Source organism: Acinetobacter sp. YWS30-1, assembly GCF_033558715.1.
Classification (GTDB): domain Bacteria; phylum Pseudomonadota; class Gammaproteobacteria; order Pseudomonadales; family Moraxellaceae; genus Acinetobacter.
Window position 1 is genome coordinate 1,024,709 of sequence record NZ_CP114606.1, and the last position, 25,217, is coordinate 1,049,925.

The 25,217-nt window shown below is 43.8% G+C and carries 18 protein-coding genes, 6 tRNA genes and 2 pseudogenes; 11 read left to right on the forward strand and 15 right to left on the reverse strand.

Annotated elements, in window-relative coordinates; all coding sequences use genetic code 11:
• The first annotated feature begins 20 nt into the window (after nt 1-20).
• The 5 genes from O4M77_RS04690 to O4M77_RS04710 all read left to right on the forward strand — a co-directional run bounded on the left by O4M77_RS04690 (nt 21) and on the right by O4M77_RS04710 (nt 8,620).
• Nucleotides 21-3,323, forward strand: a complete 3,303-nt coding sequence (locus O4M77_RS04690) for a lytic transglycosylase (RefSeq protein WP_323713933.1) — start codon at nt 21-23, stop codon at nt 3,321-3,323.
• A gap of 16 nt (nt 3,324-3,339) precedes the next feature.
• Nucleotides 3,340-5,172: an extracellular solute-binding protein gene (locus O4M77_RS04695; RefSeq protein ID WP_323713934.1), complete on the forward strand. Its 1,833-nt coding sequence runs from the start codon at nt 3,340-3,342 to the stop codon at nt 5,170-5,172.
• Between the two features lie 22 nt (nt 5,173-5,194).
• Complete coding sequence (yejB, locus tag O4M77_RS04700; protein WP_004782850.1) at nt 5,195-6,238, forward strand: microcin C ABC transporter permease YejB; 1,044 nt, start codon at nt 5,195-5,197, stop codon at nt 6,236-6,238.
• The gene (locus O4M77_RS04705) at nt 6,238-7,248 is read left to right on the forward strand and encodes an ABC transporter permease (RefSeq protein ID WP_323713935.1); all 1,011 of its coding nucleotides are present in this window, start codon (nt 6,238-6,240) and stop codon (nt 7,246-7,248) included. Before yejB ends, O4M77_RS04705 begins: the two co-directional genes overlap by 1 nt.
• A 127-nt stretch (nt 7,249-7,375) precedes the next feature.
• Complete coding sequence (locus O4M77_RS04710) at nt 7,376-8,620, forward strand: NADH:flavin oxidoreductase/NADH oxidase family protein (protein ID WP_180053185.1); 1,245 nt, start codon at nt 7,376-7,378, stop codon at nt 8,618-8,620.
• 66 nt (nt 8,621-8,686) lie between these two features.
• Here O4M77_RS04710 and O4M77_RS04715 read toward each other — a convergent pair whose 3' ends face one another.
• The 9 genes and pseudogenes from O4M77_RS04715 to O4M77_RS04755 form a co-directional block, all read right to left on the reverse strand.
• Entirely contained in the window at nt 8,687-10,108 is a 1,422-nt protein-coding gene (locus O4M77_RS04715; protein WP_323713936.1) for an iron-containing redox enzyme family protein, read from the reverse strand.
• A gap of 314 nt (nt 10,109-10,422) precedes the next feature.
• Nucleotides 10,423-10,498, reverse strand: a tRNA-Glu gene (locus tag O4M77_RS04720).
• A gap of 45 nt (nt 10,499-10,543) precedes the next feature.
• Nucleotides 10,544-10,619 (reverse strand) — tRNA-Glu (locus O4M77_RS04725).
• A gap of 24 nt (nt 10,620-10,643) precedes the next feature.
• Nucleotides 10,644-10,719: transfer RNA gene (locus tag O4M77_RS04730), tRNA-Glu, on the reverse strand.
• Nucleotides 10,720-10,850: 131 nt separating this feature from the next.
• Nucleotides 10,851-11,762, reverse strand: coding sequence for an alpha/beta hydrolase (locus tag O4M77_RS04735; protein ID WP_323713937.1), 912 nt, complete (start codon nt 11,760-11,762; stop codon nt 10,851-10,853).
• Nucleotides 11,763-12,010: 248 nt separating this feature from the next.
• Nucleotides 12,011-12,901 (reverse strand): alpha/beta fold hydrolase, encoded by an 891-nt coding sequence (locus O4M77_RS04740; RefSeq protein ID WP_323713938.1) that lies wholly within the window; start codon nt 12,899-12,901, stop codon nt 12,011-12,013.
• An 84-nt stretch (nt 12,902-12,985) separates the two neighbouring features.
• Complete coding sequence (locus O4M77_RS04745; protein ID WP_323713939.1) at nt 12,986-14,398, reverse strand: amino acid permease; 1,413 nt, start codon at nt 14,396-14,398, stop codon at nt 12,986-12,988.
• Between the two features lie 109 nt (nt 14,399-14,507).
• Nucleotides 14,508-14,583 (reverse strand) — tRNA-Glu (locus O4M77_RS04750).
• 210 nt (nt 14,584-14,793) lie between these two features.
• Nucleotides 14,794-15,771, reverse strand: a pseudogene (locus O4M77_RS04755) (amino acid permease); the annotation flags it as partial.
• A gap of 86 nt (nt 15,772-15,857) precedes the next feature.
• Between O4M77_RS04755 and O4M77_RS04760 the strand changes: the two are divergent.
• Together O4M77_RS04760 and O4M77_RS04765 are read left to right on the forward strand one after the other, a co-directional pair.
• Nucleotides 15,858-16,253: a transposase family protein gene (locus O4M77_RS04760; RefSeq protein WP_323713940.1), complete on the forward strand. Its 396-nt coding sequence runs from the start codon at nt 15,858-15,860 to the stop codon at nt 16,251-16,253.
• On the forward strand, nt 16,201-16,671 hold the full coding sequence (locus O4M77_RS04765) for an IS5/IS1182 family transposase (RefSeq protein ID WP_004809604.1): 471 nt from the start codon (nt 16,201-16,203) through the stop codon (nt 16,669-16,671). The genes O4M77_RS04760 and O4M77_RS04765 overlap by 53 nt, the downstream gene beginning before the upstream one ends.
• A 28-nt stretch (nt 16,672-16,699) precedes the next feature.
• On the opposite strand, the pseudogene O4M77_RS04770 reads toward O4M77_RS04765, so the two are convergent.
• From O4M77_RS04770 to pyrC, 5 genes and pseudogenes are all read right to left on the reverse strand, one after another.
• Nucleotides 16,700-17,143: pseudogene (locus tag O4M77_RS04770) on the reverse strand (amino acid permease); the annotation flags it as partial.
• 132 nt (nt 17,144-17,275) lie between these two features.
• On the reverse strand, nt 17,276-17,431 hold the full coding sequence (locus O4M77_RS04775; protein WP_004782839.1) for a hypothetical protein: 156 nt from the start codon (nt 17,429-17,431) through the stop codon (nt 17,276-17,278).
• Between the two features lie 159 nt (nt 17,432-17,590).
• Nucleotides 17,591-17,666, reverse strand: a tRNA-Glu gene (locus tag O4M77_RS04780).
• A 20-nt stretch (nt 17,667-17,686) separates the two neighbouring features.
• Complete coding sequence (gene rnt / locus O4M77_RS04785; RefSeq protein WP_034704922.1) at nt 17,687-18,346, reverse strand: ribonuclease T; 660 nt, start codon at nt 18,344-18,346, stop codon at nt 17,687-17,689.
• The gene (gene pyrC, locus O4M77_RS04790) at nt 18,331-19,365 is read right to left on the reverse strand and encodes a dihydroorotase (protein WP_004782837.1); all 1,035 of its coding nucleotides are present in this window, start codon (nt 19,363-19,365) and stop codon (nt 18,331-18,333) included. The genes rnt and pyrC overlap by 16 nt, the downstream gene beginning before the upstream one ends.
• Nucleotides 19,366-19,517: 152 nt before the next feature.
• Between pyrC and O4M77_RS04795 the strand changes: the two genes are divergently transcribed.
• Nucleotides 19,518-20,789 (forward strand): GGDEF domain-containing protein, encoded by a 1,272-nt coding sequence (locus O4M77_RS04795; RefSeq protein WP_180002328.1) that lies wholly within the window; start codon nt 19,518-19,520, stop codon nt 20,787-20,789.
• Nucleotides 20,790-20,845: 56 nt separating this feature from the next.
• Here O4M77_RS04795 and argG read toward each other — a convergent pair whose 3' ends face one another.
• Nucleotides 20,846-22,189 (reverse strand): argininosuccinate synthase, encoded by a 1,344-nt coding sequence (gene argG / locus O4M77_RS04800; protein WP_180130400.1) that lies wholly within the window; start codon nt 22,187-22,189, stop codon nt 20,846-20,848.
• A 245-nt stretch (nt 22,190-22,434) separates the two neighbouring features.
• Here argG and O4M77_RS04805 point away from each other — a divergent pair, with 245 nt between their 5' ends.
• The 3 genes from O4M77_RS04805 to O4M77_RS04815 all read left to right on the forward strand — a co-directional run bounded on the left by O4M77_RS04805 (nt 22,435) and on the right by O4M77_RS04815 (nt 25,150).
• A complete protein-coding gene (locus tag O4M77_RS04805; protein WP_323713941.1) occupies nt 22,435-22,788 on the forward strand; it encodes a hypothetical protein in 354 nt (117 codons plus the stop codon).
• A gap of 147 nt (nt 22,789-22,935) precedes the next feature.
• Nucleotides 22,936-24,972: an NADPH-dependent 2,4-dienoyl-CoA reductase gene (locus O4M77_RS04810; protein WP_159123360.1), complete on the forward strand. Its 2,037-nt coding sequence runs from the start codon at nt 22,936-22,938 to the stop codon at nt 24,970-24,972.
• A gap of 87 nt (nt 24,973-25,059) precedes the next feature.
• Nucleotides 25,060-25,150 (forward strand) — tRNA-Ser (locus tag O4M77_RS04815).
• The last annotated feature ends 67 nt before the right edge of the window (nt 25,151-25,217 follow it).

Consider the following 25,217-nt stretch of genomic DNA (forward strand, 5'->3'; position numbering starts at 1 on the left):
CGAATTGTTTGGATTTCTTTATGTATAAACCAACCGCAATTTTGTGGCAGCCCGCATTACCAGCATTTTTAAAATTTTCTGTACTTGGAACGGCTCTCGCTTCCTTGGGACTGACGGGCTGTTCTTCTACACAAAGTGCGACCCAGAAAGCGTCAAGCAAGCAGGTTGGCTCACAATATCTAGATGCAAGCAGTTTGGATGGGCTGGAAGATTTACTTTCTGCAACGGATATGCGTGCGGTTGAAGGTGACCGTTTACTGATTTTGAAGCATGGTGATATCTGGAAACGGATGACCGTGGGTTTCAAGATGGATCTGAATACCTGGAATCCGCGTATTGATGCACAGCGTGGCTGGTTTATTTCCCGTCAGCCGTATCTGGACCGCCTGAGTGCCCGTGCATCACGCTATTTATATTATACGGTGAAAGAAGCAGAGCGTCGTGGCATGCCTACGGAACTGGCTTTATTACCGATTATTGAAAGTTCTTATGACCCGGCGGCGACCAGTAGTGCAGCAGCGGCAGGTTTATGGCAGTTTATTCCGAGTACTGGCCGTATTTATGGTCTGAAACAAACCTCACTTTACGATGGCCGTCGTGATGTCGTTGAGTCGACCCGTGCGGCTTATGAGTTTCTAGGCAGCCTATATAACCAGTTTGGTTCGTGGGAATTGGCTTTGGCCTCTTATAATGCCGGTCCAGGCCGTATCCAGCAGGCGATTAACCGTAATAAGGCCGCAGGTTTACCTACCGATTACTGGTCCTTGAAACTGCCTCAGGAAACCATGAACTATGTACCGCGTTTCCTGGCAGTTGCGCAGATTGTGAAAAATCCGGGTACTTATGGCGTGAGTTTGCCACCGATTGCCAACCGTCCTCACTTCCGTGAAGTGACTGTGGGTGCAGCCAATTTAAATGAGATTGCATCGATTACGGGTTTAAGCCGTGCTGAACTGTATCAGCTTAACCCGGGACATCGTGGTGACCGTATTGATCCTGAAAGTCCACGCCGTATTTTGATTCCGGCTGACTTAAGTCCATCGATTGATGAAAAACTGAAAAAACTGCAGTCGAGCTCAAGCGGCTTATGGGCAGGTACTGTCAGTAACTCGCCTAAAACGACCACTACAGTAACTCCAAAGCCAACTGTAGCACCAGCATCAACCAGTACCACCATCGTACCTGCCAAGCAGACTCCACCGGTGCTTGCAACTACGACTGCTAAGACTGCAACAGCAACTAAAGCTCCAACTGCGACCACAACACCTAAACCAGCCACGACTGTACCAGCAGCAGTGTCAACCACGACGACACCAAATTTAGCTGCACAAACCACCAAACGGGTCAGCACGCCACGTGGTTCCGAAGCACTTGCTGAATTTGCTGTAAAAAGTGAATTGCCTATTCCAAGCGCGCCACGTATTCCGGTTGCTGTGACGCCAGTGGCTTCGGTGAAGCCTATCCAGGTCGAGCCACCAATTACCGCAGCTGAACGTCAGCAAATCCAGAAAGTGGTGTCAGCAGAAGAAATTAATAAAACTGTGGATGAGCTTTTACAACCTGTGGCGACTGCGGCTGAACAGGCACAGGTCATTGAAGAGCTGAAAGCACTGGCACCTGCAGGCACAGAAATTGTTGACCCTTATGATGGCAAGATCAAACTGACTGCAATTCAGACCAGTCAGTCTATTGCCGAGCAGCAGGGTAAGGAGCTGACCAAAGGATTCTCGTATCCGAAAGAAGTCGCTGTAAACACCAGTGCAGATTCAGTTGAAGCTCGACTCAATCAGGGCAAAAACTATGTAAAAACTGATTCAGAAGTCGTGGTTGTGGCACCGAAAGGTAAGCGCAGTACCTATAAGGTTTTACCGGGTGATAACCTGGCATTGATTGCAGCCAAAAATGGCGTGAACTGGCGTGATGTCGCGAAATGGAACCAGATTGATCCAAACTCTACATTATATGTGGGCACCACAATTTATCTCTATGATGCCAAGCCCGTGCAGGAAGCACCGAAAGCTAAAGAGAAACCGGAAAGCTATGTGGTTCAGGCCAATGATTCTTTGACCAGCGTTGCCAGCCAGTTCGGCCTGAGCGTTAAACAGTTGGCTGATTATAATGATCTGAGTACGACCAGCGGTTTATTTGTTGGGCAAAAGCTTTCCCTGAAAGAAAGTGCCAGCAAAGCGAAAGCTGAAGACAGTAAAAAAGCCGAAACTGCCAAAGTTCAGACCAAGTCCTATACCGTTAAACGTGGTGAGTATCTGAAATTGATTGCAGATCGCTACGCATTGTCGAATGCAGAACTTGCTGCACTAACTCCGGGTTTAACTGCGGGTAGCAGTTTGATGGTCGGACAGAAGATTAATGTTCCTCTTAATGAAGTTGAAGAACTGACTGCGAGCAGTAAGAAAACCGAAAAAGTCGAACAGAAGTTTGAGAACGTTAAGGTTGATCATACGCCAACAGAAAACTATCAGGTCAAACGTGGTGAAACCCTGTACAGCATTGCCAATCAAAGTAAATTGACGGTATCTGAACTGGCAGCGTTAAATGGCCTGTCTGCAAGCAGTGGCTTACGCATTGGTCAAACCATCAAGATTCCGGCCGGTAGTCAGGTTCCTGACAGTTATACGGTTCAATCGGGTGATACGCTGACCGGGATTGCAGCAAAATATAATCTGTCGATGGATCAAATTGCTAACCTGAACAATATTTCCCGTAGTGCCAATCTGCGTGTGGGTCAGCATCTAAAATTATCTGGCAGTCCTGAACCTGTGCAGGAAGTGGTCACCGAGACTCAGGAAAAGAATGTTAAATCAGATACTCACATCGTGAAATCTGGTGAAACCTTAAGCTCGATTGCCCGCCAATATCATCTGCAATTACGCTATCTGGCAGACTTGAATGGTTTGAATACCAATAGCAATGTGCGGATTGGACAGCGTTTAAAAATTAATGAAGATATTCAGATCGCCAAAAAAGAGCCAGCATTGAAAGTCGCAACAAAATCTGCATCTTCTAAGGCGACAGAATCCTATACGGTAAAATCCGGGGAATCTCTGATTGCGATTGCCAATCGTGTAGGAGTACCCGTTACTGATCTGGCGAGCCTGAACAATCTTAGTCCACGTGCCGGTTTACGTGTGGGCCAAACGCTTCAGCTTCCAAAACTTGTCACTGAATACAAGGTGAAGCGTGGCGATACCTTGATCGGCCTGGCATCCCGTTATGGTATGGCAACCAATGAACTGGCAGAAATGAATGAACTGAAACCCAATACTCAATTGCGTATTGGTGATGTGATTAAGGTTCCAAACTAATTTCTGGATCGTGAAATTGTTTAATCCCGTCCATATCTTATGGATTCTTGCTGCCCCCTGGATCATCAGTTCCAGCGGGGCAGCAGTCATTACGACGCCTTATATTGCACTGCATAGTGTACCCAAATATGCACAGGCTAAATCTCTGCCTTATGCCAATCCGCAAGCGCCCAAAGGTGGTGTCCTGATTCAGGCAGCCGATGGCAGTTTTGATAATCTGAACAGTATGAATGGTAAGGGGAATGTCACTGAAGGGATTAATTATATTTTTGACAGCCTCATGTCAAAATCCCTGGATGAACCCGGCGTTTATTATCCCTTGCTGGCGGAGAAAGTCAGTTTTGACCCAAAGCAGACTGCTTATATAATTTTCCATTTAAATCCTAAAGCCAGATTCAGTAATGGTCAGCCAGTGACGGCTAAGGATGTAAAATACAGTTTTGATCTGTACCAGACCCAGTCTAATTTCGGCTTGCAGATGTATCTGGCAGATATTAAAAAAACCGAAGTCCTTTCACCTTCAAAAGTTAAGATTAGTTTTAAATCTCGCCATAATCCGGAAATGGCGATGATTGTGACGCAAATGCCGATCTATTCTCAGCAGGAGTGGCAAAAGCGCAACTTCAAGGACATTAACCTGAAACCGATCTTGGGTTCTGGGCCCTATGTGATTGAACGTATTGATGCAGGACGCAGTATTTCCTATAAACGTAATCCATATTACTGGGGTAAAGACCTGTTAGTTAATCGCGGCCGTTATAATTTTGATCGCATACAGTATCGCTATTACCGTAGTCCGGAAATCAAGTTTGAGGCATTTAAATCTGGCCAGTTTACGCTGCATGAAGAAAAACAGGTCAACCGCTGGGTAAGTGATTATCGGTTTCCTGCGGTACAGCAAGGCCAAATCAAAACCTATCGTTTTCAGCATCACAATCCGATTCCTACACAAAGCCTGATTTTTAATACGCGACGTCAGCCCTTTGCTGATATTCGCTTCCGGCAAGCTTTAACTCTGGCCTATGATTTTGAATGGCTAAATAAAGCCTTGTTTCATGGAGAATATCAGCGTCTGAACAGCTTTTTTAGTAATAGTGAACTGGCATCTACAAGCAAGCCGAGTGCTCAGGAGCTGGAAATATTACAGCCAAATTTATCAAAATTGCATCCGGTGCAACGTCAGGCGATATTACAGGATTGGCATTATCCGCAATCAGATGCCTCCGGGTTTAACCGCAAAAATTTATTACAGGCGCGACAAATTTTATTGAATGCCGGTTACCGTTATCAGCAGGGGAAACTGGTGACTGCTCAAGGTAAACCTGTACAGATTGAATTTCTGTTGCATCAGGCTGCACAGCAGCGTCATCTGATGCCTTATCTACGGCATTTGAAACGTTTAGGAATTCAGGCTCACATTCGGATGGTGGAAACGGCTCAGTATTATGAGCGACTAAGAAATTATCAGTTTGATATGATTATGGATACCATGCCGCAATCGCTGACACCGGGGCAGGAACAGAAACAGTTTTGGGGCAGTGAGGCGGCACGTCAGCCTGGCAATTATAATTATGCCGGTATTCAAAATCCGGTGATTGATCGGGTAATTGATCAGGTGGTTCAGGCACAAAGCCGGGAGCAGCTGATTTATAGTACCCGAGCTTTAGATCGTTTATTGCGAGCCGGTTATTATCATATTCCGACCTATGGTACGGGTGAATACTGGTATGCTTACTGGAATATGTATCGGCAGCCCAAGATCAAGCCCAAGCTTTCTGCGGGTATTGATTACTGGTGGGTGGATACAGCTAAAGCCAGACAAGTGGCACCGTACTTAAAATATCGCTAGGTTTTCAGCTTTGGGGAGTGCCATGAGCACTTATATCGTCAAACGTTTGCTTCTTATGATTCCGACATTATTGATGGTTTTACTGATCAATTTTGTGGTGATTCAGCTTGCACCGGGTGGTCCAGTGGAACAGGCTATCTATCAGTCACAGCATGCAAATAATTTGGCGATCGGTGGCTTACAATATCAGGGACAGCAAGGCCTGACCCCTGAAATGCTGGAACAGATCAAAATTCAGTATGGATTTGATCAGCCGGTTCATTTACGGTTCTGGGAAATGTTAAAAAGCTATGCTCAGTTTGATTTGGGCCAGAGCTTTTTTAAAGGCCAAGCTGTGACTGAACTGATCTGGGAAAAACTGCCAGTTTCACTGTCTCTAGGTTTCTGGAGTACCTTGCTCATTTATCTGGTTTCTATTCCTCTTGGCATCCAGAAAGCCAAAAAGCATGGCAGTCTGTTTGATCAAACGACGTCTTTGCTGCTGGCTGTGGGCTATGCCATTCCAGCCTTTATCTTTGCCATTTTGCTGATTGTATTTTTTGCAGGTGGTTCCTATCTGCAATGGTTTCCTTTACAAGGATTAAGCTCGGAAAATTTTGATGAATTATCTTTCTTTGGAAAAATTCAGGATTATTTCTGGCATATGGCTTTGCCGCTACTGGCTATGGTACTCGGTGGTTTTGCACGGCTGACTTATCTGGTGAAATTTTCCTTTATGGAAGAACTCAGTAAACACTATGTACTGGCAGCAAAAGCGAAGGGACTACAGGAAAGGGCAGTACTCTATCGGCATGTACTGCGCAATGCAGTGCTGGTGTTGATCGCTGGATTGCCAGAAGCTTTGCTCGGTATTTTATTTGTCGGGAACCTGTTTATTGAAATCATCTTTAATCTGGATGGTTTGGGCATGCTGGGATTTGAAGCGATTCTGCAGCGGGATTATCCGGTCATTTTTGGAACTTTGTTTATTTTTACTTTATTGGGCTTGGTGCTACGTTTGATCAGTGATGTGCTGTATCGGGTAATTGATCCCCGGATTCATTTCGATTCGCGAGGATTGAAATAATGTCACCAATGCTACGCGCCAGCCTGCAACGTTTTAAAAATAATAAAACCGGATTTGCCTGCTGCATTGCCTTTGTCATTATTTTTATCTTGTCACTTGGTGCTGAGCTGATCGCTAACGATAAGCCTTTACTGATCAAGTATGAGGACTCCTATTATCTGCCAGTAATAAAGTCATATCCTGAAACGACTTTTGGGGGTGTCTTTGAAACTGAAGCCGAGTATCAGGATCCTGCGGTACAGCAGCTGATTAATGCCAAAGGCTGGGCAATCTGGCCAGTGATCCGTTTTGCATATGACACCCCCAATTTGACACTCGATATTCCAGTGCCTTCAGCACCAAGCCAACAAAATTGGCTGGGGACCGATGATCAAGGACGTGATGTGCTAGCACGGATTTTATATGGTCTGCGTATTTCCTTGCTGTTTGGCTTTGCACTGACTTTGCTGTCGGCAGGATTAGGTGTGCTGGTCGGTGCAGTTCAAGGCTATTATGGTGGCTGGATTGACCTGATCGGACAACGTGCACTTGAGGTCTGGAGCAGCCTGCCGATGCTGTTTATGGTCATGATTCTGGTCAGTGTGTTTAGTCCGAATATTTACTGGCTATTTGTGATCATGCTATTTTTTGGCTGGACAACACTGGTGTCGATGGTGCGCGCTGAATTTTTACGGGCCAGAAATCTGGAATATGTCTGGGCAGCGAAAAGTATTGGTGCAGGGCATGGCCGGATCATGTTCAGGCATATTTTACCCAATGTGATGGGTTCCAGCCTGTCACAACTACCTTTTATGCTGACTGCCAATATTAGCGCACTAACTGCACTGGACTTTTTAGGTTATGGTTTGCCACCCGAAACCGCTTCTCTAGGTGAATTATTACTGCAGGGTAAAAATAATCTCAATGCGCCGTGGTTGGCTTTATCCGGGTTTCTGACTTTAGCCATTGTCTTGTCTTTACTCATCTATATCGGTGAAGCCATCCGGGATGCTTTCGATCCCAAAATTTAAAATGATTTTTTAAGACTGATTTAATATCTACAAATAAAATTTGTATCCATTTGACAATATGAATTGTCAATTATGGCAAGTTAGGTTATAACACATACAAAATAAGATAAACATTTCAGGAAAGTACATGACACAATTGGCCGATTCCATCCAGATCCGTAATACCCAGTTTAAAAACCGTATCATTAAAGGTGCCATGAGTGAGGCGTTGGCCAATGATGCAGGCCAACCCAATCAGGCCCATTTAAAGTTGTATGAGGCGTGGGCCAAAGGTGGTTTAGGCTGTGCGATTACGGGTAATGTCATGGTGGATTTTCGTGCCAAGAATGAACCGGGTGTGGTCGTGGTAGAAACTGAACGTGATCTGGAAAAGTTAAAAGCTTGGGCGAATGTCGGCAAACGTCATGGCATGGTGCAACTGGTACAGTTGTCTCATCCTGGACGTCAATGCCCGAAAGGCTTGAATAAAGAAACCGTAGCGCCTTCAGCTGTGCCTTTTAGTCCGGCACTGGCGATGAGTTTCGGTACGCCACGTGAACTGCGTGAAGATGAAATTTTAGATATTATCCAGCGCTTTGCGACTTCAGCTGCCATTTGTGAAAAGGCGGGATTTGAAGGCGTGCAGTTACATGGGGCGCATGGTTATCTAATTAGCCAGTTTTTATCGCCCCTGACCAATAAGCGCCAAGACCAGTGGGGTGGCAGTATTGAAAACCGCAGCCGATTTTTGCTAGAAGCCTATAAGGCGGTACGTGCAGCAACTTCAGAGAATTTTATCATTTCAGTGAAATTAAACTCGGCAGACTTTCAGCGCGGTGGCATTAGTGAAGAAGACGTTATTTATGTTTTTAAGGCGATGGATGCAGTCGGGATCGATATGATTGAAGTTTCTGGCGGAACCTATGAAGCACCTGCAATGGCCGGAGTAAAAGCAGAGAAACGTAAAGCATCAACGGTTGCCCGCGAAGCCTATTTCCTCGATTTTGCCGAAAAGATCCGTCAGGAAGTTAATTGTTATTTAATGGTAACGGGGGGCTTCCGTACCGCAGTGGGTATGAATGCAGCCCTTGACAGCGGTGCATGTGATTTTGTCGGTATTGCACGTCCATTTGCGGTCGAGCCTGATCTGGGTAACCGTCTGGTGGCTGGACAGGATGTACGTTATGCAGTGGAGAAAATTAAAACCGGTATTCCAATGATCGATAAAATGGCGATTATGGAAATCATTTGGTATGCCGCACAATTTAAAGAAATTGCCAAAGGTAATCGACCAAATCCAAAACTGTCGCCTTTAAAGGTATTTTTAAATTACGTAAAAGGTAATGTGAAAGCTGTGATTAAAGGTCAGATCAATTCACGTAAATCGGCTTAATTTGTATAATGCATTGAAGCAAAAACAGGGCATATAAAATGCCCTGTTTTTTTATGAATGACCTTTTTAAGAATAAGTCATGGCTTGAGTCTGAAAAGGGAAGAGCAACTGAGAAAGCTGACGTGTTGCCCACAAGCCCACTTCCTGATGATGCATATGCGGTGCCACATAAGGAATCAACAGATCAATCTTCTGTTCGGCAGCAGCACAGCGATTCAGACGGCTTTTCAGTTGATGGATCTGTTGCTGGTCGATACGGTTCAACACCGGTTCCATCTGGTTATGTACTTGAGATCTGCTACGTGATGACAGACGAGCGGCAAAAGTCTCACCTTGAATCCAGTCTTTAATAATCTGTTTTTCAGTCGCATTAAATACACCAAACATTTTGCCATCTGGATTATCAATCATTTTCCAGAACCGGCTTTGTTCTACAGGTGCATCTTTTACAATCCAGCCTTTTTCAATCATGACTTTCAAGAAGTCTGCAATCTGTGCCGGATCGGATAACCACTCATTAATGGTCTTGCCACTAAACTGGCATTTCTGGTTATGGATATATTGTCCAATCAGCGCTTTGTTCTGAAACACTTTCAAAGCCAGTTTTTCAGTATCCAGCTGCTTGATGATCTGGGTGGAACTTTTACCAATGTCATTCAGCACATAACCTTTTTTAATCAGGTCTAGATACTGGGCAGGATCTTCAACGAGTGCATACTGATCTAAATAGGCTTGCAGAGATTTTTGTGCATGACCGTTGTGAGCATTATCAATGGTAATGTGTACATTGAAGTAATGCGGATCAATACCGAGTTCAGACAGCTCATAATTGGTAATTAACAGGTGTAAGGGCAGCTGCTCATAACCCAGATTAAAACCAATTACTAACGGCAAATATTCGGGTGGTGCGTAGGCCAAAGCCAGCTGCACGGCTGCTTGTTCATAATAGCTGGCATCCAGTTGCTCAGCATAGCTGTTCAGCTCATAATGATTCAACAAGTCCTGATACATGGTGACATGATTGGCACGGGTATGACCCATGCCTAGTTCTTCCAGATAGATATAAATCAGGTCTTTGGTTTCCGGACGATTCCAGTTTTGCACAGTTGAATACAGCCATGAGCCGTCTACCAGTTTTACAGGTGCGACTTTGGCCAGGAACTCAAATGCATGTGACACAGTCGGGAAGTATTCACGTCCTTGCTGCTGTCTACGCCGCTCTACATAGGACTGGAAGATTGCGCAGGTTTGGTGGTGCTGTTCCAGAAAATGTTGTTCTACATGTCTGGGTTGATCCAGCCATTCCAGCCCAGCCACATCAACTTGCTGGATTAAATCTCTTAAATAGTTCTCAGCCTGTTCGGTCTTTACTGCCGTCGAAATCTGTTGATCTTGAAAGAAGTTGACCCAATCTTTAAAGTTATTAAATTGATGATTATGATTTTTAATAGATGATTCAGGCGAACTTAACTTTGTACTGACGAACATAATCTGATCCTTGCAGATATATTATGCTTTCTACCTTAACGGCATGCTTATACCACCGGTGTTGATTTTTTGTTCGGATTTATAGTGCGATTGCTGTAAATGAAAATGAATGGATAACGAGTTGAAGAGAAATGTAAAAGAATAAGATTTTTGAATGAATTATTTATAAACAAATAAAATTGCAATCGAGACAATTTGATCAAACGTTAAAAACAGGAATGAAGGAACAAGCAAAAAAACAAATAATAAAAAAGCCCGAGTCATCATGCTTGGGCTTTTTTATGAGAAGTTAATTAAATTAACTATCTCGAATATGGCGTCCCTACGGGGATTCGAACCCCGGTTACCGCCGTGAAAGGGCGATGTCCTAGGCCTCTAGACGATAGGGACAGTGTAGAAGTGATATTTTAAACCAGAACTTTTGGTTTGAAGTAATGGCGTCCCTACGGGGATTCGAACCCCGGTTACCGCCGTGAAAGGGCGATGTCCTAGGCCTCTAGACGATAGGGACTTAATAAAATATTACTTCTGAAATTGGCGTCCCTACGGGGATTCGAACCCCGGTTACCGCCGTGAAAGGGCGATGTCCTAGGCCTCTAGACGATAGGGACGTTTCAGAGGTGGGCGTATATTAGGGTGAAAACAGGGGGGTGTCAAACGCTTTTCCAGAGTTTTTTGGAAATTTTCTTTTGAGTGCATAAATTTAAAACAATATTAGCAGAATACTTGAAAAATGCAGGATTTAGGCCGGATTTTTAAGCAATTCCAGAATGGCTTCAACAACCTGAGGATGCAGTAAATAGCCAGTAATATCATGTGGACGGTGAATATGCGTACGAATGCCATGATTGATGATTTCAGGTTCAAACTTGAATGGCGGTTCGGTAAGCGGAATGGCGGTGAGATAATCATCCGTTGAGTAGAAATTGATCCAGTCGCCTTTAATTGCCTTAGGTCGTGCCACCGGCTGTGCCAAGCTGGATTGAATCACCTGAAAGGCTAATGGCGAACCTAAAGTAATAAAACGCTGTACATTCAGTTCAGGGTGCTGGATAAGATGATTATAGGCAATCACACTTCCTAAAGAATGAGCAATGACAATGCAGGATTTGCGACCACTCAGTTGTCGGGCAATCCGTTCATGTACTTCTCTCATGAAATCAGGATTATCGAGATAAAGATAAGTTTCAATCAGAAATCTCTGCAATAGAGTGCGATGCAGAGTGGGAAAATAATTGAGTAATAAGGCAAAATCCCGAAGCGCCACATTCTTGCCGAGGGCGGTAAAATAATTGAATTTCTGTCTGAAATCCATGGTATCACTTGGGCTGGGTTGGGCGAAATCGGTAATTGTGGGCCTACGCCAACCAGGACGTGGAACAGGGGCGGGAAGCTGAGGTTGAGCAGGCTTACGAAAAGGAAAGCTAGGCCATTCCTGGGGCATCAGGGTGCCAGCTTCTAGAATATTACGGACGTTATAACGTGAAAGCAGATCGCCATAAAATGGAATACGAATGTGGCGTTTTAAATAACTAAATCTGGCATCTTGTTGATGTTTGCGCATCCCTTTTTGAAGTATATGGAGCCAGCGCTGGCGGATGGAGGCAGCGCTATGATGTTGCTGATTCATTCCATGAATAAAAATAACTTTCATCGACACCCCACTGAGTTCGATAGAATTATATTTACAGTATAGAAAATATTAACGTAGCAAAAGCAGCGCTTTTTGTGGTGTTAATGTGTAAATTATCTTTGATAAAACAATAATTAACAGACATATGTATATTTATAAAAGAGTCATAAATAAACCACAAAATGAGTAGGTATGAATAAAGAATTTTACTCAGCAGAAAAATAATGCAAAGGAAATAGTAAAATTAAATCTGTAAATTAAGATGCTTTTTAGAGCATTTCCAGCAGGGCTTCGATGACTTCCGGATGCTGGACATAGCCATCAATATCATGCGGACGATAAATTGAAGTACAAATCTCCCGATTGATAATTGCCGGCTGAAACTGAAAAGGCGGTTCTGATAATGGAAAGGCAGTTAAAAAGTCATCACTGCAATAAAAATTAATCCAGTCACCTTTAATAGCTTTTGGCCGATGAACAGGCTGTGGCAAATGTTCCTGAATGACCCGGAAAGCCATTGGTGATCCCATGCTGATAAAACGCTGTACATTCAGTTCCGGGTGCAGAAGCAGATAATGATAGGCAATCACACTTCCTAAAGAATGAGCCATCAGGATACAGGGTTTATCGCCATGCAGTTGTTGACCAATTCGCTGATGTACCTGCTGCATGAATGTGGAATTCGCTAGATAAGAATAGGTTTCGATCAGAAATTTTTTGATCAGCGTATCATGCAGGCGAGGGAAATGATTCAGTAAAATCACAAAATCCCGTAATAGAGTATTCCGGCTTAATATACTAATAAACTTCAGCTTCTGGTTAAAGGTCATGGCATCCTCAACCTTTAGCTCGGGAATTTCACAAATTTCAGGTGAATATTGATTGAGATGGGGTGGTGGCTGGGATTTAACTGGCTGATGGAAGGGAAAGCGAGGCCAGTCTTGTGGCATCAAGGTGCTGGCATTTAGCACATTATGTAAATGATGACGGGACAGCAAGTCACCATAAAAAGGAATACGGATATGCCGTTTCAGATAAGCAAAATGTGCCTGTTGATGTGACTGTTCCAGACCGCGTTTTAGCAGACTGAGCCAGCGTTGACGCAGGGAGGCAGAGCTGAATTTCTGCTTGTTCATGCCATGAATATAAATAATTTTCATCGACACACCACGCTGGCTGCCTAGAACATTTTCAGTATAAATAAAAAAGAGCAGCCGAAGCTGCTCTTTTGGTCATTTTAATGTTTAAGTATTTTTGTGATAGAACTTGTAGTAGCTGGCATAGCACAGTGCGATAAACAGCAAGCAGCCAAAGAAACTGATACGCATGCTCGGATCAAACACCATACTGATACAGGTAATCAGACAGAACAGAAAACCCAGAATCGGTACGATCGGGAACAATGGCGCAGCAAAATCAAGATCCTTCGCTGTTTTACCCTGTTTGTACCATTCACGGCGGAAGTTGAACATGCTGAGACAGATGCTCATCCAGACCACTACCATGGTAAATGCTGCAATACCTAGCAAGTTAGTGAAGATAGTTTCCGGTGCGAACTGTTCAGACAGCAAACCAGGCATACCGCCAATCATGGTGACAATGACTGCAATATAAGGTACACCACGCGCATTTAGGCGTGAAAATACCGCTGGTAACTGTTTACTGTAAGACAATGACCACATCATACGGGATGCAGCAAATAGACCTGAGTTAGCAGCAGATAGCAATGCTGTGATAATCACAAAGCGGATAATATCTTCGGCATAAGGAATACCGATATGCTGGAATACTGTCACGAATGGGCTGCTACTGACACCTTCAGCTGCCAGACCTGCTTCCTGATGCGGAAGAAGGGAAGTCACCACAATAATCGTACCTACAAAGAAAATCAGTAAGCGGAAAATTGCAGTATTAATCGCTTTTGGTACATTTTTGGCCGGATCTTTGGTTTCACCCGCAGCCACACCAATCAGTTCTGTGCCAGAGAATGCAAAGTTTACAATCAGCATGGTGGTGAAGATTGGGAACAGACCTTCTGGGAACCAGCCTTGAGCTGTCAGGTTACTGAATAGCGGAGCAGTTTCCTGTCCTTGGTAGCTTACTACACCAAAAATAGCGAGTAGGCCAAGCAGGATAAAGGTCACGACAGTAACGACTTTCACAAGTGCTAGCCAGAACTCGGACTCTGCAAACCAGCGGGTAGAAATCATATTCAGTGAGAATACGAAAGCACCAAAAATCAGTGTCCACATCCACATAGAGCTATCCGGGAACCATTCCTGCATTAATAAAGCTGCAGCGGTAAATTCAGTTCCCAAGGTCACTGACCAGGTCAGCCAGTATAGCCAGGTAATGGTGTAGCCAGTCCCTGGTCCAATATAGCGTTTGGCATAGGCGCCAAATGAGCCAGATTCGGGCATATGAACGGCAAGTTCACCCAGACATAGCATAACCATGTAAGCGATGATCCCGCCAAGGAGATAAGCAAGAATGGCACCTACAGGCCCCGTTTGTGCAATGACTTCACCCGAACCTAGAAATAGGCCTGTTCCGATTGCGCCACCAAGCGAAATCATGACCAGATGTCGAGTACTCATAGCGCGTTTTAAAGGCGCAGAATTGCCCTGATGCGTAGCATCATTCGGAGATGAGTGCATAGGAGTCAAAAAATAAAAGAATGAAGCGGGTTATTGTAGTGAAAAACTACAAATCTGCAACGTATTAATATGGATTATGTATAAGACTTGATCGTGAGCGATCAGATAATGGCGTCCCTACGGGGATTCGAACCCCGGTTACCGCCGTGAAAGGGCGATGTCCTAGGCCTCTAGACGATAGGGACGTTGCGAGGTGATGGCTATATTAAGGACTAAGCCGGACTTTGTCAAAAGAGTTTTTACTAAAATGTATTTAACAGTTTAAACATTAGGCAAAACAAAAACTTTATTTTATTAAGATATTATTTTCTGAACGGATTTACCTGATATGAAAAAATAAACCCAATCGGAATTGGGTTTATTAAAGAAATTATTTCAGTGCAAAAGTTTAGAACTTAAGCTTTTTGATGATAAAGCCAGTAATAACTTGCATAACATGCTGCCATAAACAATAAACAGCCAATAAAACCAGAGAGCATTTCAGGGTCAGCTGCCATACTCAGACCGGTTGCAGTACAAGTTACAAAACCTAGAGTGGGAACTAAGGGGAACCAAGGTGTACGGAATTTTAGTTCAGAGACGCTATGACCAGACTTCAGCCATTGGCGACGGAAATTAAACTGGCTCCAGCAGATACTCATCCAGACAATCACCATGGTAAAAGCGGCCACGCCCATCAGGTTTTTAAAGATGACATCTGCACCAAATTGTTCAGAGAGCAGACCAGGCAAGCCGCCAATCATGGTGACCCAAACTGCTACATAAGGCACGCCGGATTTGCTGACTTTGGCAAATAGTCGCGGTAACTGGTTTTGTGAAGACAATGCCCACATCATACGTGAAGCTGCATAGAGTCCAGAGTTTGCAGTAGAGAGCAGCGCAGTGATAATTACGAAACGAATGAAATCTTCGGCATAAGGAATACCCATCTGGGTAAACACGGATACAAACGGACTGCTGCTTAAGCCCCCATGACCACCGACCTGTAGACCTGCATCGGTATAAGTCAGTAACGAGCTGATCACAATGATGGTGCCAACAAAGAAAATCATCAGACGCCATACCGCAGCATGAATCGCTTTCGGTACATTTTTCTCAGGATTTTCGGTTTCACCGGCAGCGATCCCGATCATCTCGGTACCGTTAAAGGCAAAATTCACGATCAGCAGGGTAGTGAATAATGGGATCAAACCATTTGGTAGCCAGCCATGTTCAGTCAAATTATTGAACAGTGGCGCAGATTCATAACCTTGAAATGGAATAAAGCCAAAGATACAGCCAAAGCCCAGAATAATAAAAATCAGTACAGTCGCAACTTTAACCAGTGACAGCCAGAATTCTGATTCGGCAAAAGTACGGGTTGAGCTTAAATTAGGCCTCTTTCATAAATCAAAAAACGATCTTCTTTTTGGTTAATATTTGCACTCCGGATTTCTTGGCATTCGTGCATAATCTGCGGATGAAATACATCGATTCAAACAAGCTTTCTGATCCTCAGTTCAAGCGATACACAGGCATCTCATGGTCAACTTTCTATTTGATGGTTGAGCAATTGCAGAAGCATGTCTCTGCCAAAGGCAGACCGCCCAAGTTAAGCCTGGAGGATCAGGTTCTGCTCTGTCTGAGCTATTGGCGGGAATACCGAACCTTATTTCACGTTGCGACGAGTTACGGGGTTTCAGAGCCCACAGCCTCAAGAATTGTCCGTCATGTTGAAGACTGCCTGATTCGGTCCAATCTGTTTAATTTACCCAAAGATTTACCCAAGGGCGAAGGCATCGACTGGAATGTTGTGATCGTGGATGCCACGGAAATTCCAATCCAAAGGCCTAAAAAAACAGAAGAAAAGCTATAGCGGCAAGAAAAAGACCCATACCTTTAAAGTACAGGCCATGATTCACTACAAAACTCAGCAAATTCTGAGTTTATGTACCAGTCGCGGTGCAGTGCATGATTTCGAGTTGTTCAAACGCAATTTAAACCAGATTCCTTTTGGGGCTTTTATCCTTGCAGATAAAGGCTATCAGGGGATTTATGTGTTGTATCCGAATAGCCTGTTGCCATTAAAAGCCAAAAGACACTGTAAATTGGATCCTGAATTGAAAATCTATAATCAAGAAATCAATAAAAGAAGAATCGGAATTGAGCATGTATTTGGCAGCCTGAAAACCTTCAAAATCCTTGCTGAGCGTTATCGAAATAGAGGTAAAAGGCTTGGTTTGAGATTCAATTTAATCGCTGGAATCTACAACTTGGAACTGAGCAAAAAATGATTTATGAAAGAGGTCTATTGGAGAGCAGTACACCTGCAGCAAAGATCAATGTCCATAACCAGATCGAAGTTTGCGGGAACCATTCCTGCATTAGAATCGCAGCTGCAGTGAATTCGGTACCCAAAGTGGCTGACCAGCCGAGCCAGTACATCCAGGACACCATATAGCCTGTACCCGGTCCAATATAATGGGTTGCAAAGGCACCAAAGGAACCAGACACGGGTAAATGTACGGCCAGTTCACCGAGGCAGAGCATTACCATATAGGCGATCAAGCCACCAATAATATAGGCCAGTACTGCGCCCAAAGGTCCAGCTTGTGAAATCACTTCACCGGAACCCATAAACAGGCCGGTACCAATAGCGCCACCAAGGGAAAGCATGATCAGATGACGTGTGCCCATGGCACGTTTTAATGACGGAGTTTGACCCTCAACAGACGAATGCTGTGAAGGTGGAGAGGGAGATTGCATAGCTCAATTAAAAGGAGAGATTTAAAAAAAGTATTTTAGTTTTAATTATGTGAAATATCACATAAATTGGAATTTCCTCATAAAGTTCTTCTTTTAATTTAAAAAATAAATATTTGCAAAGCCTCTTAAAAACTAGTGATCGGGAGTCTGGTATTGCTCAGTCGGTGTTTTTTCAGCAGGCGTAGTTTCTGCTCGGTTCTCAGCAGTTTTATCATCGCGACTGATCACATAAATATAAAGCGCTGAAGGTGCCAGAATAAGTAAAACAAGCAGGATTTTCTTTAGCATGGGAAAATTGATCAAAACCTAACATCAACTTGATTATAGCCTAAGCAAACGAGAAAGGGCACTAAACTCAGTCAATCGGAATTTATAAAATAGTATTGAAAGCAATAATAAGAAAAAGAGTTTTCTTGAAAAAATGAAAGAAGAGAAGGATAAATAAGATGGCGTCCCTACGGGGATTCGAACCCCGGTTACCGCCGTGAAAGGGCGATGTCCTAGGCCTCTAGACGATAGGGACGTTTAGAAGATGGCGGTATCTTATTGATCCGCCACCAAAGTGTCAAGCAGGTGAGGTGCGAGTTTGTTTAAAATATAGCAAAACAGTTCCGCAGTCTTTTGCGTATCGTATAACGCAGAGTGTGCTTCTTTGCCATCAAACTCAATACCGGCCTGAATACAAGATTTAGCCAGAACCGTTTGACCAAACATCACCGCACTTAAAGTCACGGTATCAAACACAGAAAAACTGTGAAACGGATTCTGGTTTTTGGTTCCGGTACGGGCAATTGCTGCCTGTACAAAGCCCAAATCAAAATGCGCATTGTGACCGACCAAAACGGCATGCGTACAATTTTGCTGACGACGCACTTCATTGACCGATTTAAAAATACGTTTTAACGCGGTTTTTTCATCTTCAGCCATTGCGATCCGCATCGGATTTGACGGGTCAATCCCGATAAATTCCAAAGAGCGGCGATCCAGGTTGGCACCTTCGAAAGGATTGATATGTGCGTGGTAAGCTTCACCGGGCACAAACTGGCCATCTTCATTATAAACAATAGGAATGGCCGCAATTTCTAACAAGGCATCAGTCTGTGCATTAAAGCCTGCTGTTTCAACATCGACAACAACAGGCAAAAATCCACGGAAACGCTGACCAATGACTGGAAGAGTTTCATTTGTCACATTTTTCTCCATTGAATGGTTTTTCCTGCATATAGCGGAACGATTTGTTCACCATCCAAGTAGTCTAGACTTTCAGGAATAACTTGATCTTCTTTGACCAGCGTAATGGTTTTGGTATTACGTGGGAGGCCGTAGAAATCTGCACCAAAGTGGCTGGCAAAACCTTCTAGGCGGTCGATTTTACCTACTTGATCAAAGGCCTGAGCATATAACTCAATTGCAGTCGGAGCACTATAGCATCCTGCGCAGCCACACGCATTTTCTTTGGCATTTTTTGAGTGCGGTGCACTGTCGGTGCCTAAGAAAAATTTAGGATTACCGCTCGTTGCCACTTCAAGCAACGTTTGCTGATGCGTCTGACGTTTTAAAATTGGCAGACAATAGAAGTGCGGCTTGATCCCACCAACCAGCATATCATTACGGTTAAACAGTAAATGCTGTGGGGTAATAGTCGCAGCCACATTACGATCCTGTTCCAGTACGAAATTAGCTGCCTCGCTGGTAGTAATGTGTTCCAGAACCAGTTTCAGTTTCGGGAACTGTTTTAGTAATGGTGCTAAGACTTCATCAAGGAAACGTTTTTCACGGTCAAAAATATCGACATGATTATGCGTCACTTCACCGTGCAGCAATAAAGGCACCTGATGCTCTTCAAGCTGTTCAATGACTGAATATACTTTACGAATGTCGCTTACACCGCTATCCGAGTTGGTGGTTGCGCCAGCAGGGTAAAGTTTAATAGCATTGACATGCTCAGAATCTTTAATCTTTTTGACTTCACTTGGAGAGGTATTATCTGTGAAATACAGCACCATGCGTGGATCAAAATCGCTACCTTCAGGAACATGCGCCATAATACGTTCACGGTAGCTTAATGCTTCTTCCACAGTTTTAACCGGTGGAACAAGGTTCGGCATACAGATGGCGCGGGAAAACTGTTTGGCTAGATCAGGAACGGTGCGTTGCAGAGCGTGACCATCACGCAGGTGGGCATGCCAGTCGTCTGGCTGGAGAAGGGTAATCGTATTCAAGGCGAATTCAATCGGAGAAATAAAACAAATGATAATGCATCTATGCCTAAAATGGTAACGAGAAATATATACAAAATAAGGGATATCTATAAATTAATTTATAAAAGTATGATATTTTAAAATTAATAAAAAAATTACATAAATACTTGGCAATGGAATACAAGTACAATCTAGCAAAATTGCAAGATGAAAAAGAAAAAATAGAAGAATTAATCACACGGCAAAGTCAGCGTGTAGGCTCGGTTTTCCCTCAGAATCTGGAACAGGAGTTCTGGAGCAAAAACCTGGAGCGAGCACGTAAACATGTCGAAAAGTATGTCTGGGCAGGTGTACTGACCTATTTTATTTTTCTGCTGGTCATGATTCCGACCGACTACTGGATTATCGATTCACAATATTTCGTGCAAGATTTTGTGCGCTGCATGCTGGGGCTGATCAATGGTAGTCTAGCTTTACTTGCTTTTTATTTCTTCTCCTGTCTGCCTAAAATCAAACACTTTTTTCCGCAGGCTTCCATGCTGCTAATGTTCTGGATGATAGTCTCGACCTCTTATCTGACCATGTCCATTCAAACAGTAAGCTTGCAACATCAGTCGATGGCGATCATCACTATTATCTACATTCTGGGGTATATTCTGACCGGAGTAAAACCTTTACAGATGTTAATCACGGGGTTGTTTGCTGCACTTTGTACGGTCTGGCTGTTATCCGTGTTATCGATCGAATTTAATGCGCTGGTCTTGGGGCGGATTCTAATTGGCAGTAGCCTATTGGGATGTGTGATTAGTTATATGCTTTTTGCCCGTGAGCGCATGATTTTTCTATACACCATGCGGGCCAGAATCAGTGAGAAAATTCAGCGGATTCATACCACAGAATTATTGCATTTAAGCCAGCATGATGAGCTGACCAAAATCTCTAATCGACGAACTTTCGATGAAACACTGGATATCTTCTTTGAACGTTCTCGCCGTAATCAGCATGCTTTGGCGATTTTGTTTATTGATGTAGATCACTTTAAAAATTATAACGATTTTTATGGACATCAAAAAGGGGACGATGTCATTTCCAGTATTGCCTTTACTATTAAAAATGCGATCCGGCATATGGATTTCGTGGCCCGTTATGGTGGTGAAGAGTTTGTGGTACTGCTTCCAGAAACTGATGCTCATGGTGCTTATGCAGTGGCTTCTAATATTTTTAATGCGATTGAGCGTCTGGAAATTCCGCATGAGAAATCTGGTGTGGCTGATCACATCACCATCAGTTTGGGCATCACTGTGTATCGTGGTGAAGACTTTATTGATAAGGATGTCTTATTGGGAATTGCCGATCAGGCGTTGTATCGAGCCAAACAGCTAGGACGGAATCAGATTTATTATCAGTCGATCCGCACTGCAAATCCAAATAGTGTAAATACCTAAATCGAATCTATAAAAAAACCGCTCAATTGAGCGGTTTTTTTGACGTTAAAACAAACTTATTTGTTTTTGTCTTTTAATTGAGGTACTGCAGAACCTGTACCTACTGCAAGCAGGCCAGAATCTGTATAGATACCCAGTTTTGCACGTGTATCTGTGATGTCCAGATTACGCATAGTCAACTGACCGATACGATCCGCTGGAGAGAACATAGAATCACCTTTCTCCATAGTCAAACGCTCAGCTTCATAAGTGAGGTTAGGAGATTCAGTGTTCATGATGGTGTAGTCATTACCACGACGCAGTTCTAAAGTCACAGTACCAGTGATAGCTTTAGCTACCCAACGCTGTGCAGTTTCACGAAGCATCAATGCTTGAGAATCGAACCAGCGACCTTGGTACAGAAGACGACCCAAACGAAGACCGTTGATACGGTATTGTTCGATGGTGTCTTCGTTATGAATACCAGTGACCAGACGTTCATAAGCGATGTGAAGAAGGGCCATACCCGGAGCTTCGTAGATACCACGAGATTTCGCTTCGATGATACGGTTTTCGATCTGATCCGACATACCTAGACCATGACGGCCACCAATACGGTTCGCTTCAAGAATGAACTCAACTGGATCTTCGATACGTTGACCATTGATTGCAACAGGGAAACCTTCTTCAAAAGTAATCGATACTTCTTCAGGTTTGATTTCAACGTCTTCTTTCCAGAATGCAACGCCCATGATTGGATCAACGATTTTGATACCGGCATTCAGGTATTCAAGATCTTTGGCTTCATGAGTTGCACCCAACATGTTTGAGTCAGTTGAGTAAGCTTTCTCTTTTGACATTTTGTAGTCAAAGCCATTGTCGATCAGGAACTGTGACATTTCTGCACGGCCGCCTAGCTCGTCAATGAAGGTCTGGTCTAACCAAGGTTTGTAGATTTTCAGGTTAGGGTTGGTCAACAGACCGTAGCGGTAGAAACGCTCGATGTCGTTACCTTTATAAGTAGAACCGTCACCCCAGATGTTCACGTCATCTTCTTTCATTGCAGTTACCAGCATGGTACCTGTCACTGCACGGCCAAGAGGAGTCGTGTTGAAGTATGGAACGCCACCTGTAGAAATGTGGAACGCGCCACATTGAATTGCAGCAATACCTTCTAATGCAAGCTGTAAACGGCAGTCGATCAAACGTGCTTTTACTGCGCCATAAGCTTCAGCTTTTTTTGGAATCGCATCGTAATCGTCTTCGTCTGGCTGACCCAAGTTTGCTGTATAAGCATAAGGTTCAGCGCCTTTTTGTTTCATCCACAAAAGAGCTGCAGAAGTATCTAGACCGCCAGAAAAGGCAATACCAACTTTTTTGCCTACTGGGACATTCTGCAAGATAGTTGCATTATCAGACATTGTTCATCCTAATGATATGAAATAGGCACGCCAGAAGTGGTGGCCTGAAAAAACACATATTGCGTCAATTGTATCATTATTTTATTTAGGTTTGCTTTAGAAAAGAAAAACTCGTTTCAAAATCTTGATTCAATAGGCTTAAATAATCATAAAATTACCGTATTTTTGACAAACGCTTAAAAAATAGGAAAATCTGGGAAGATTCAATAAAATCATTAAGAAAAAACATCTTCAGGATAGCCCTCATGAGCCCGAATATTCCTCCTTTGCCTAATCTGCAACCTGCTGCCAAAAATGAAACCTTATCGGTTGTGCATGGAATCTATGCCGGTTTGCTGGTTTTTAGTACGGTTGCATTTTTATATCTGGAATATCAGCAGTCGACGATTTCCATGTTGAGTCTGGGTATTGTGTTGCTGCTTTTGGCTGTGCTGATTGTTTTGAATATTCAGACCTGTCTCAAGGTCAAACAGGGCAATGGTTCAGGACGCACCTTGTCCAGAATTATGGCGATCCTTATGCTGCTCAGTTTTCCTATTGGTACAGTACTCGGAGTAATTGCGTTATGGAAATCCAGTAAAAATCAATGGCAGCAATAAATCCATCACTCAGGTACGGCATGAATATCACAATTGGTATTTGTGCCTGAGAAAGCGGACCTGATAGTCATAAAAAGCCTCTGAAAATCAGTTAAAGTACATTGATAAGATTTAAGCTTTTAGCCAAATAAGAATCAGGGATATTTTATGACAACGACGCGCTATGCAAATATTTTAAAACCATTACATCTGGGTTTCACCACGATTAAAAACCGTGTGGTGATGGGATCAATGCATACGGGCTTGGAAGATCGTTTTTATAATTATCCTAAACTGGCCGCTTATTTTGGTGAACGTGCCAAAGGTGGTGTGGGTCTCCTGATTACTGGCGGGATTTCACCGAATCGTCAGGGCTGGTTATTGCCTGCTGGCGGAACCATGAATACCTTGGGCGATGTTGCACCGCATCGACTGGTTACGCATGCCGTGCATAAGCATGGGGCCAAGATTCTGTTGCAGATTTTGCATGCCGGACGTTATGGCTATCAGCCTTTTGTGGTATCTGCCAGTCCGATCAAATCGCCAATTTCACCTTTTAAACCACGTCAGATGTCTGAAAACCAGATTCTGGATACGATTCAGGACTATGTTAAAACTGCAAAACTGGCTAAAAAAGCGGGTTATGACGGCGTGGAAATCATGGGCTCTGAAGGGTATTTGATTAACCAGTTTTTAAGCCGTCATGTCAATCAGCGTACTGATCGCTGGGGTGGAGAAACTGAAAACCGCATGCGTTTTGCAGTGGAAATTGTTAAAGCGATTCGTGCTGAAATTGGTGAAAAATTTATTATCTGTTTCCGCTTGTCCTTGCTAGATTTGGTACACGATGGAAATACCATGCAGGAAGTGATTACCGTCGCTAAAGCATTAGAGAAGGCTGGAATAACTTTGCTGAATACCGGTATTGGCTGGCATGAAGCGCGTATTCCGACGATTGTCACTTCTGTTCCTCGTGCTGCATTTGTAGATTACACCGCAGAAGTCAAAAAGCATGTTGCTGTTCCAGTTATTGCATCGAACCGGATCAATATGCCAGAAACGGCTGAAGCGATTTTGGCATCGGGTCAGGCAGATATGGTGCAAATGGCACGCCCGTTGTTGGCAGATGCATTCTGGGTAAATAAGACAGCAACCAATCGTGTTGATGAAATTAATACCTGTATCGCCTGTAACCAGGCCTGTCTGGATCATACCTTTAAAAATAAGCGCGCTACCTGTCTGGTGAATCCACGTGCCGGCTATGAAACCGAACTGGTTTATGTCAAAACCAAAAAACCTAAAGGCATCGCCGTGGTAGGTGGTGGGGTGGCAGGCCTATCCGCAGCTACAGTCGCTGCCAGCCGCGGTCATGATGTGACTTTGTTTGAAGCCACTAATGAAGTGGGTGGACAATTTAATCTGGCCAAAGTGATTCCAGGCAAAGAAGAATTTCACGAAACCATTCGTTATTTCAAAGTACAACTGGAAAAAACCGGGGTAGATGTCCGTTTAAATACCCGAGTAAATCGGGAACAACTGGAACGCGAAGGTTTTGATGAAGTCATTGTTGCTACGGGCGTTGTTCCGCGTGAATTGAAAATTGCCGGTAGTGATGCACCTCAAGTCCTGTCTTATGCTGAAGTATTGCGCGGTGCACCAGTAGGAGATCGTGTCGCTGTCATTGGTGCCGGAGGAATCGGTTTTGATGTATCAGAATTTTTATTAAAGCCACCGCATCAGCCACAACCGCAACCTGTAGATGAATGGAAACGGGAATGGGGTGTAGATCTGCATGCAAATTATGCAAGTGAAGGCGGACTGCAGCCAGCAGAAGTCGAGCCACCTGTACGTGAAATTTATCTATTACAACGTAAAACTACTGCTTTAGGAGCAGGCTTAGGTAAAACCACGGGCTGGGTTCATCGTGCCCAATTAAAAAAACATGGCGTACGCATGTTACGCGGTGTGCACTATAAATCGATCACGGATGAAGGTTTGTGGATTGAAGTGGATGGACATGATCAGTTGCTGCGTGTAGATACGGTCGTCGTTTGTGCTGGTCAGGAGTCAGTCAAAGATGTCATGCCTTCAGAGGATCAAAAGACTTTAGCGAATTACCATATTATTGGTGGAGCAAAGCTGGCTGCTGAGCTGGATGCCAAGCGTGCAATTCGTGAAGGGGCAGAATTGGCAGCAAAATTGTAAGGATTTGATGAAACTATATGCAGTTGATGAGATTCACTGTAATTTTCACTTGTCAGTCACCTAAAAGCTCCGTATTATTGCGGACATGGAAGCGTGGCAGAGCGGTTTAATGCACCGGTCTTGAAAACCGACGAGGGCTTATACCCCTCCGTGAGTTCGAATCTCACCGCTTCCGCCAGATACGAAAAACCCCGATCATTGATCGGGGTTTTTTATTGCCTAAGTTTTATTGAGTGGGAAATTGT

What these genes read in the sequence shown, in the direction of transcription:
- O4M77_RS04795 (WP_180002328.1), top strand. Translation starts at nt 19,518, where the DNA reads ATGGAATACAAGTACAATCTAGCAAAATTGCAAGATGAAAAAGAAAAA.
- O4M77_RS04760 (WP_323713940.1), top strand. Translation starts at nt 15,858, where the DNA reads ATGAAATACATCGATTCAAACAAGCTTTCTGATCCTCAGTTCAAGCGA.
- O4M77_RS04765 (WP_004809604.1), top strand. Translation starts at nt 16,201, where the DNA reads ATGCCACGGAAATTCCAATCCAAAGGCCTAAAAAAACAGAAGAAAAGC.
- O4M77_RS04775 (WP_004782839.1), bottom strand. Translation starts at nt 17,431, where the DNA reads ATGCTAAAGAAAATCCTGCTTGTTTTACTTATTCTGGCACCTTCAGCG.
- argG (WP_180130400.1), bottom strand. Translation starts at nt 22,189, where the DNA reads ATGTCTGATAATGCAACTATCTTGCAGAATGTCCCAGTAGGCAAAAAA.
- O4M77_RS04705 (WP_323713935.1), top strand. Translation starts at nt 6,238, where the DNA reads ATGTCACCAATGCTACGCGCCAGCCTGCAACGTTTTAAAAATAATAAA.
- O4M77_RS04735 (WP_323713937.1), bottom strand. Translation starts at nt 11,762, where the DNA reads ATGAAAGTTATTTTTATTCATGGAATGAATCAGCAACATCATAGCGCT.
- O4M77_RS04745 (WP_323713939.1), bottom strand. Translation starts at nt 14,398, where the DNA reads ATGCACTCATCTCCGAATGATGCTACGCATCAGGGCAATTCTGCGCCT.
- O4M77_RS04690 (WP_323713933.1), top strand. Translation starts at nt 21, where the DNA reads ATGTATAAACCAACCGCAATTTTGTGGCAGCCCGCATTACCAGCATTT.
- O4M77_RS04805 (WP_323713941.1), top strand. Translation starts at nt 22,435, where the DNA reads ATGAGCCCGAATATTCCTCCTTTGCCTAATCTGCAACCTGCTGCCAAA.
- O4M77_RS04740 (WP_323713938.1), bottom strand. Translation starts at nt 12,901, where the DNA reads ATGAAAATTATTTATATTCATGGCATGAACAAGCAGAAATTCAGCTCT.
- rnt (WP_034704922.1), bottom strand. Translation starts at nt 18,346, where the DNA reads ATGGAGAAAAATGTGACAAATGAAACTCTTCCAGTCATTGGTCAGCGT.
- O4M77_RS04710 (WP_180053185.1), top strand. Translation starts at nt 7,376, where the DNA reads ATGACACAATTGGCCGATTCCATCCAGATCCGTAATACCCAGTTTAAA.
- O4M77_RS04715 (WP_323713936.1), bottom strand. Translation starts at nt 10,108, where the DNA reads ATGTTCGTCAGTACAAAGTTAAGTTCGCCTGAATCATCTATTAAAAAT.
- O4M77_RS04810 (WP_159123360.1), top strand. Translation starts at nt 22,936, where the DNA reads ATGACAACGACGCGCTATGCAAATATTTTAAAACCATTACATCTGGGT.
- yejB (WP_004782850.1), top strand. Translation starts at nt 5,195, where the DNA reads ATGAGCACTTATATCGTCAAACGTTTGCTTCTTATGATTCCGACATTA.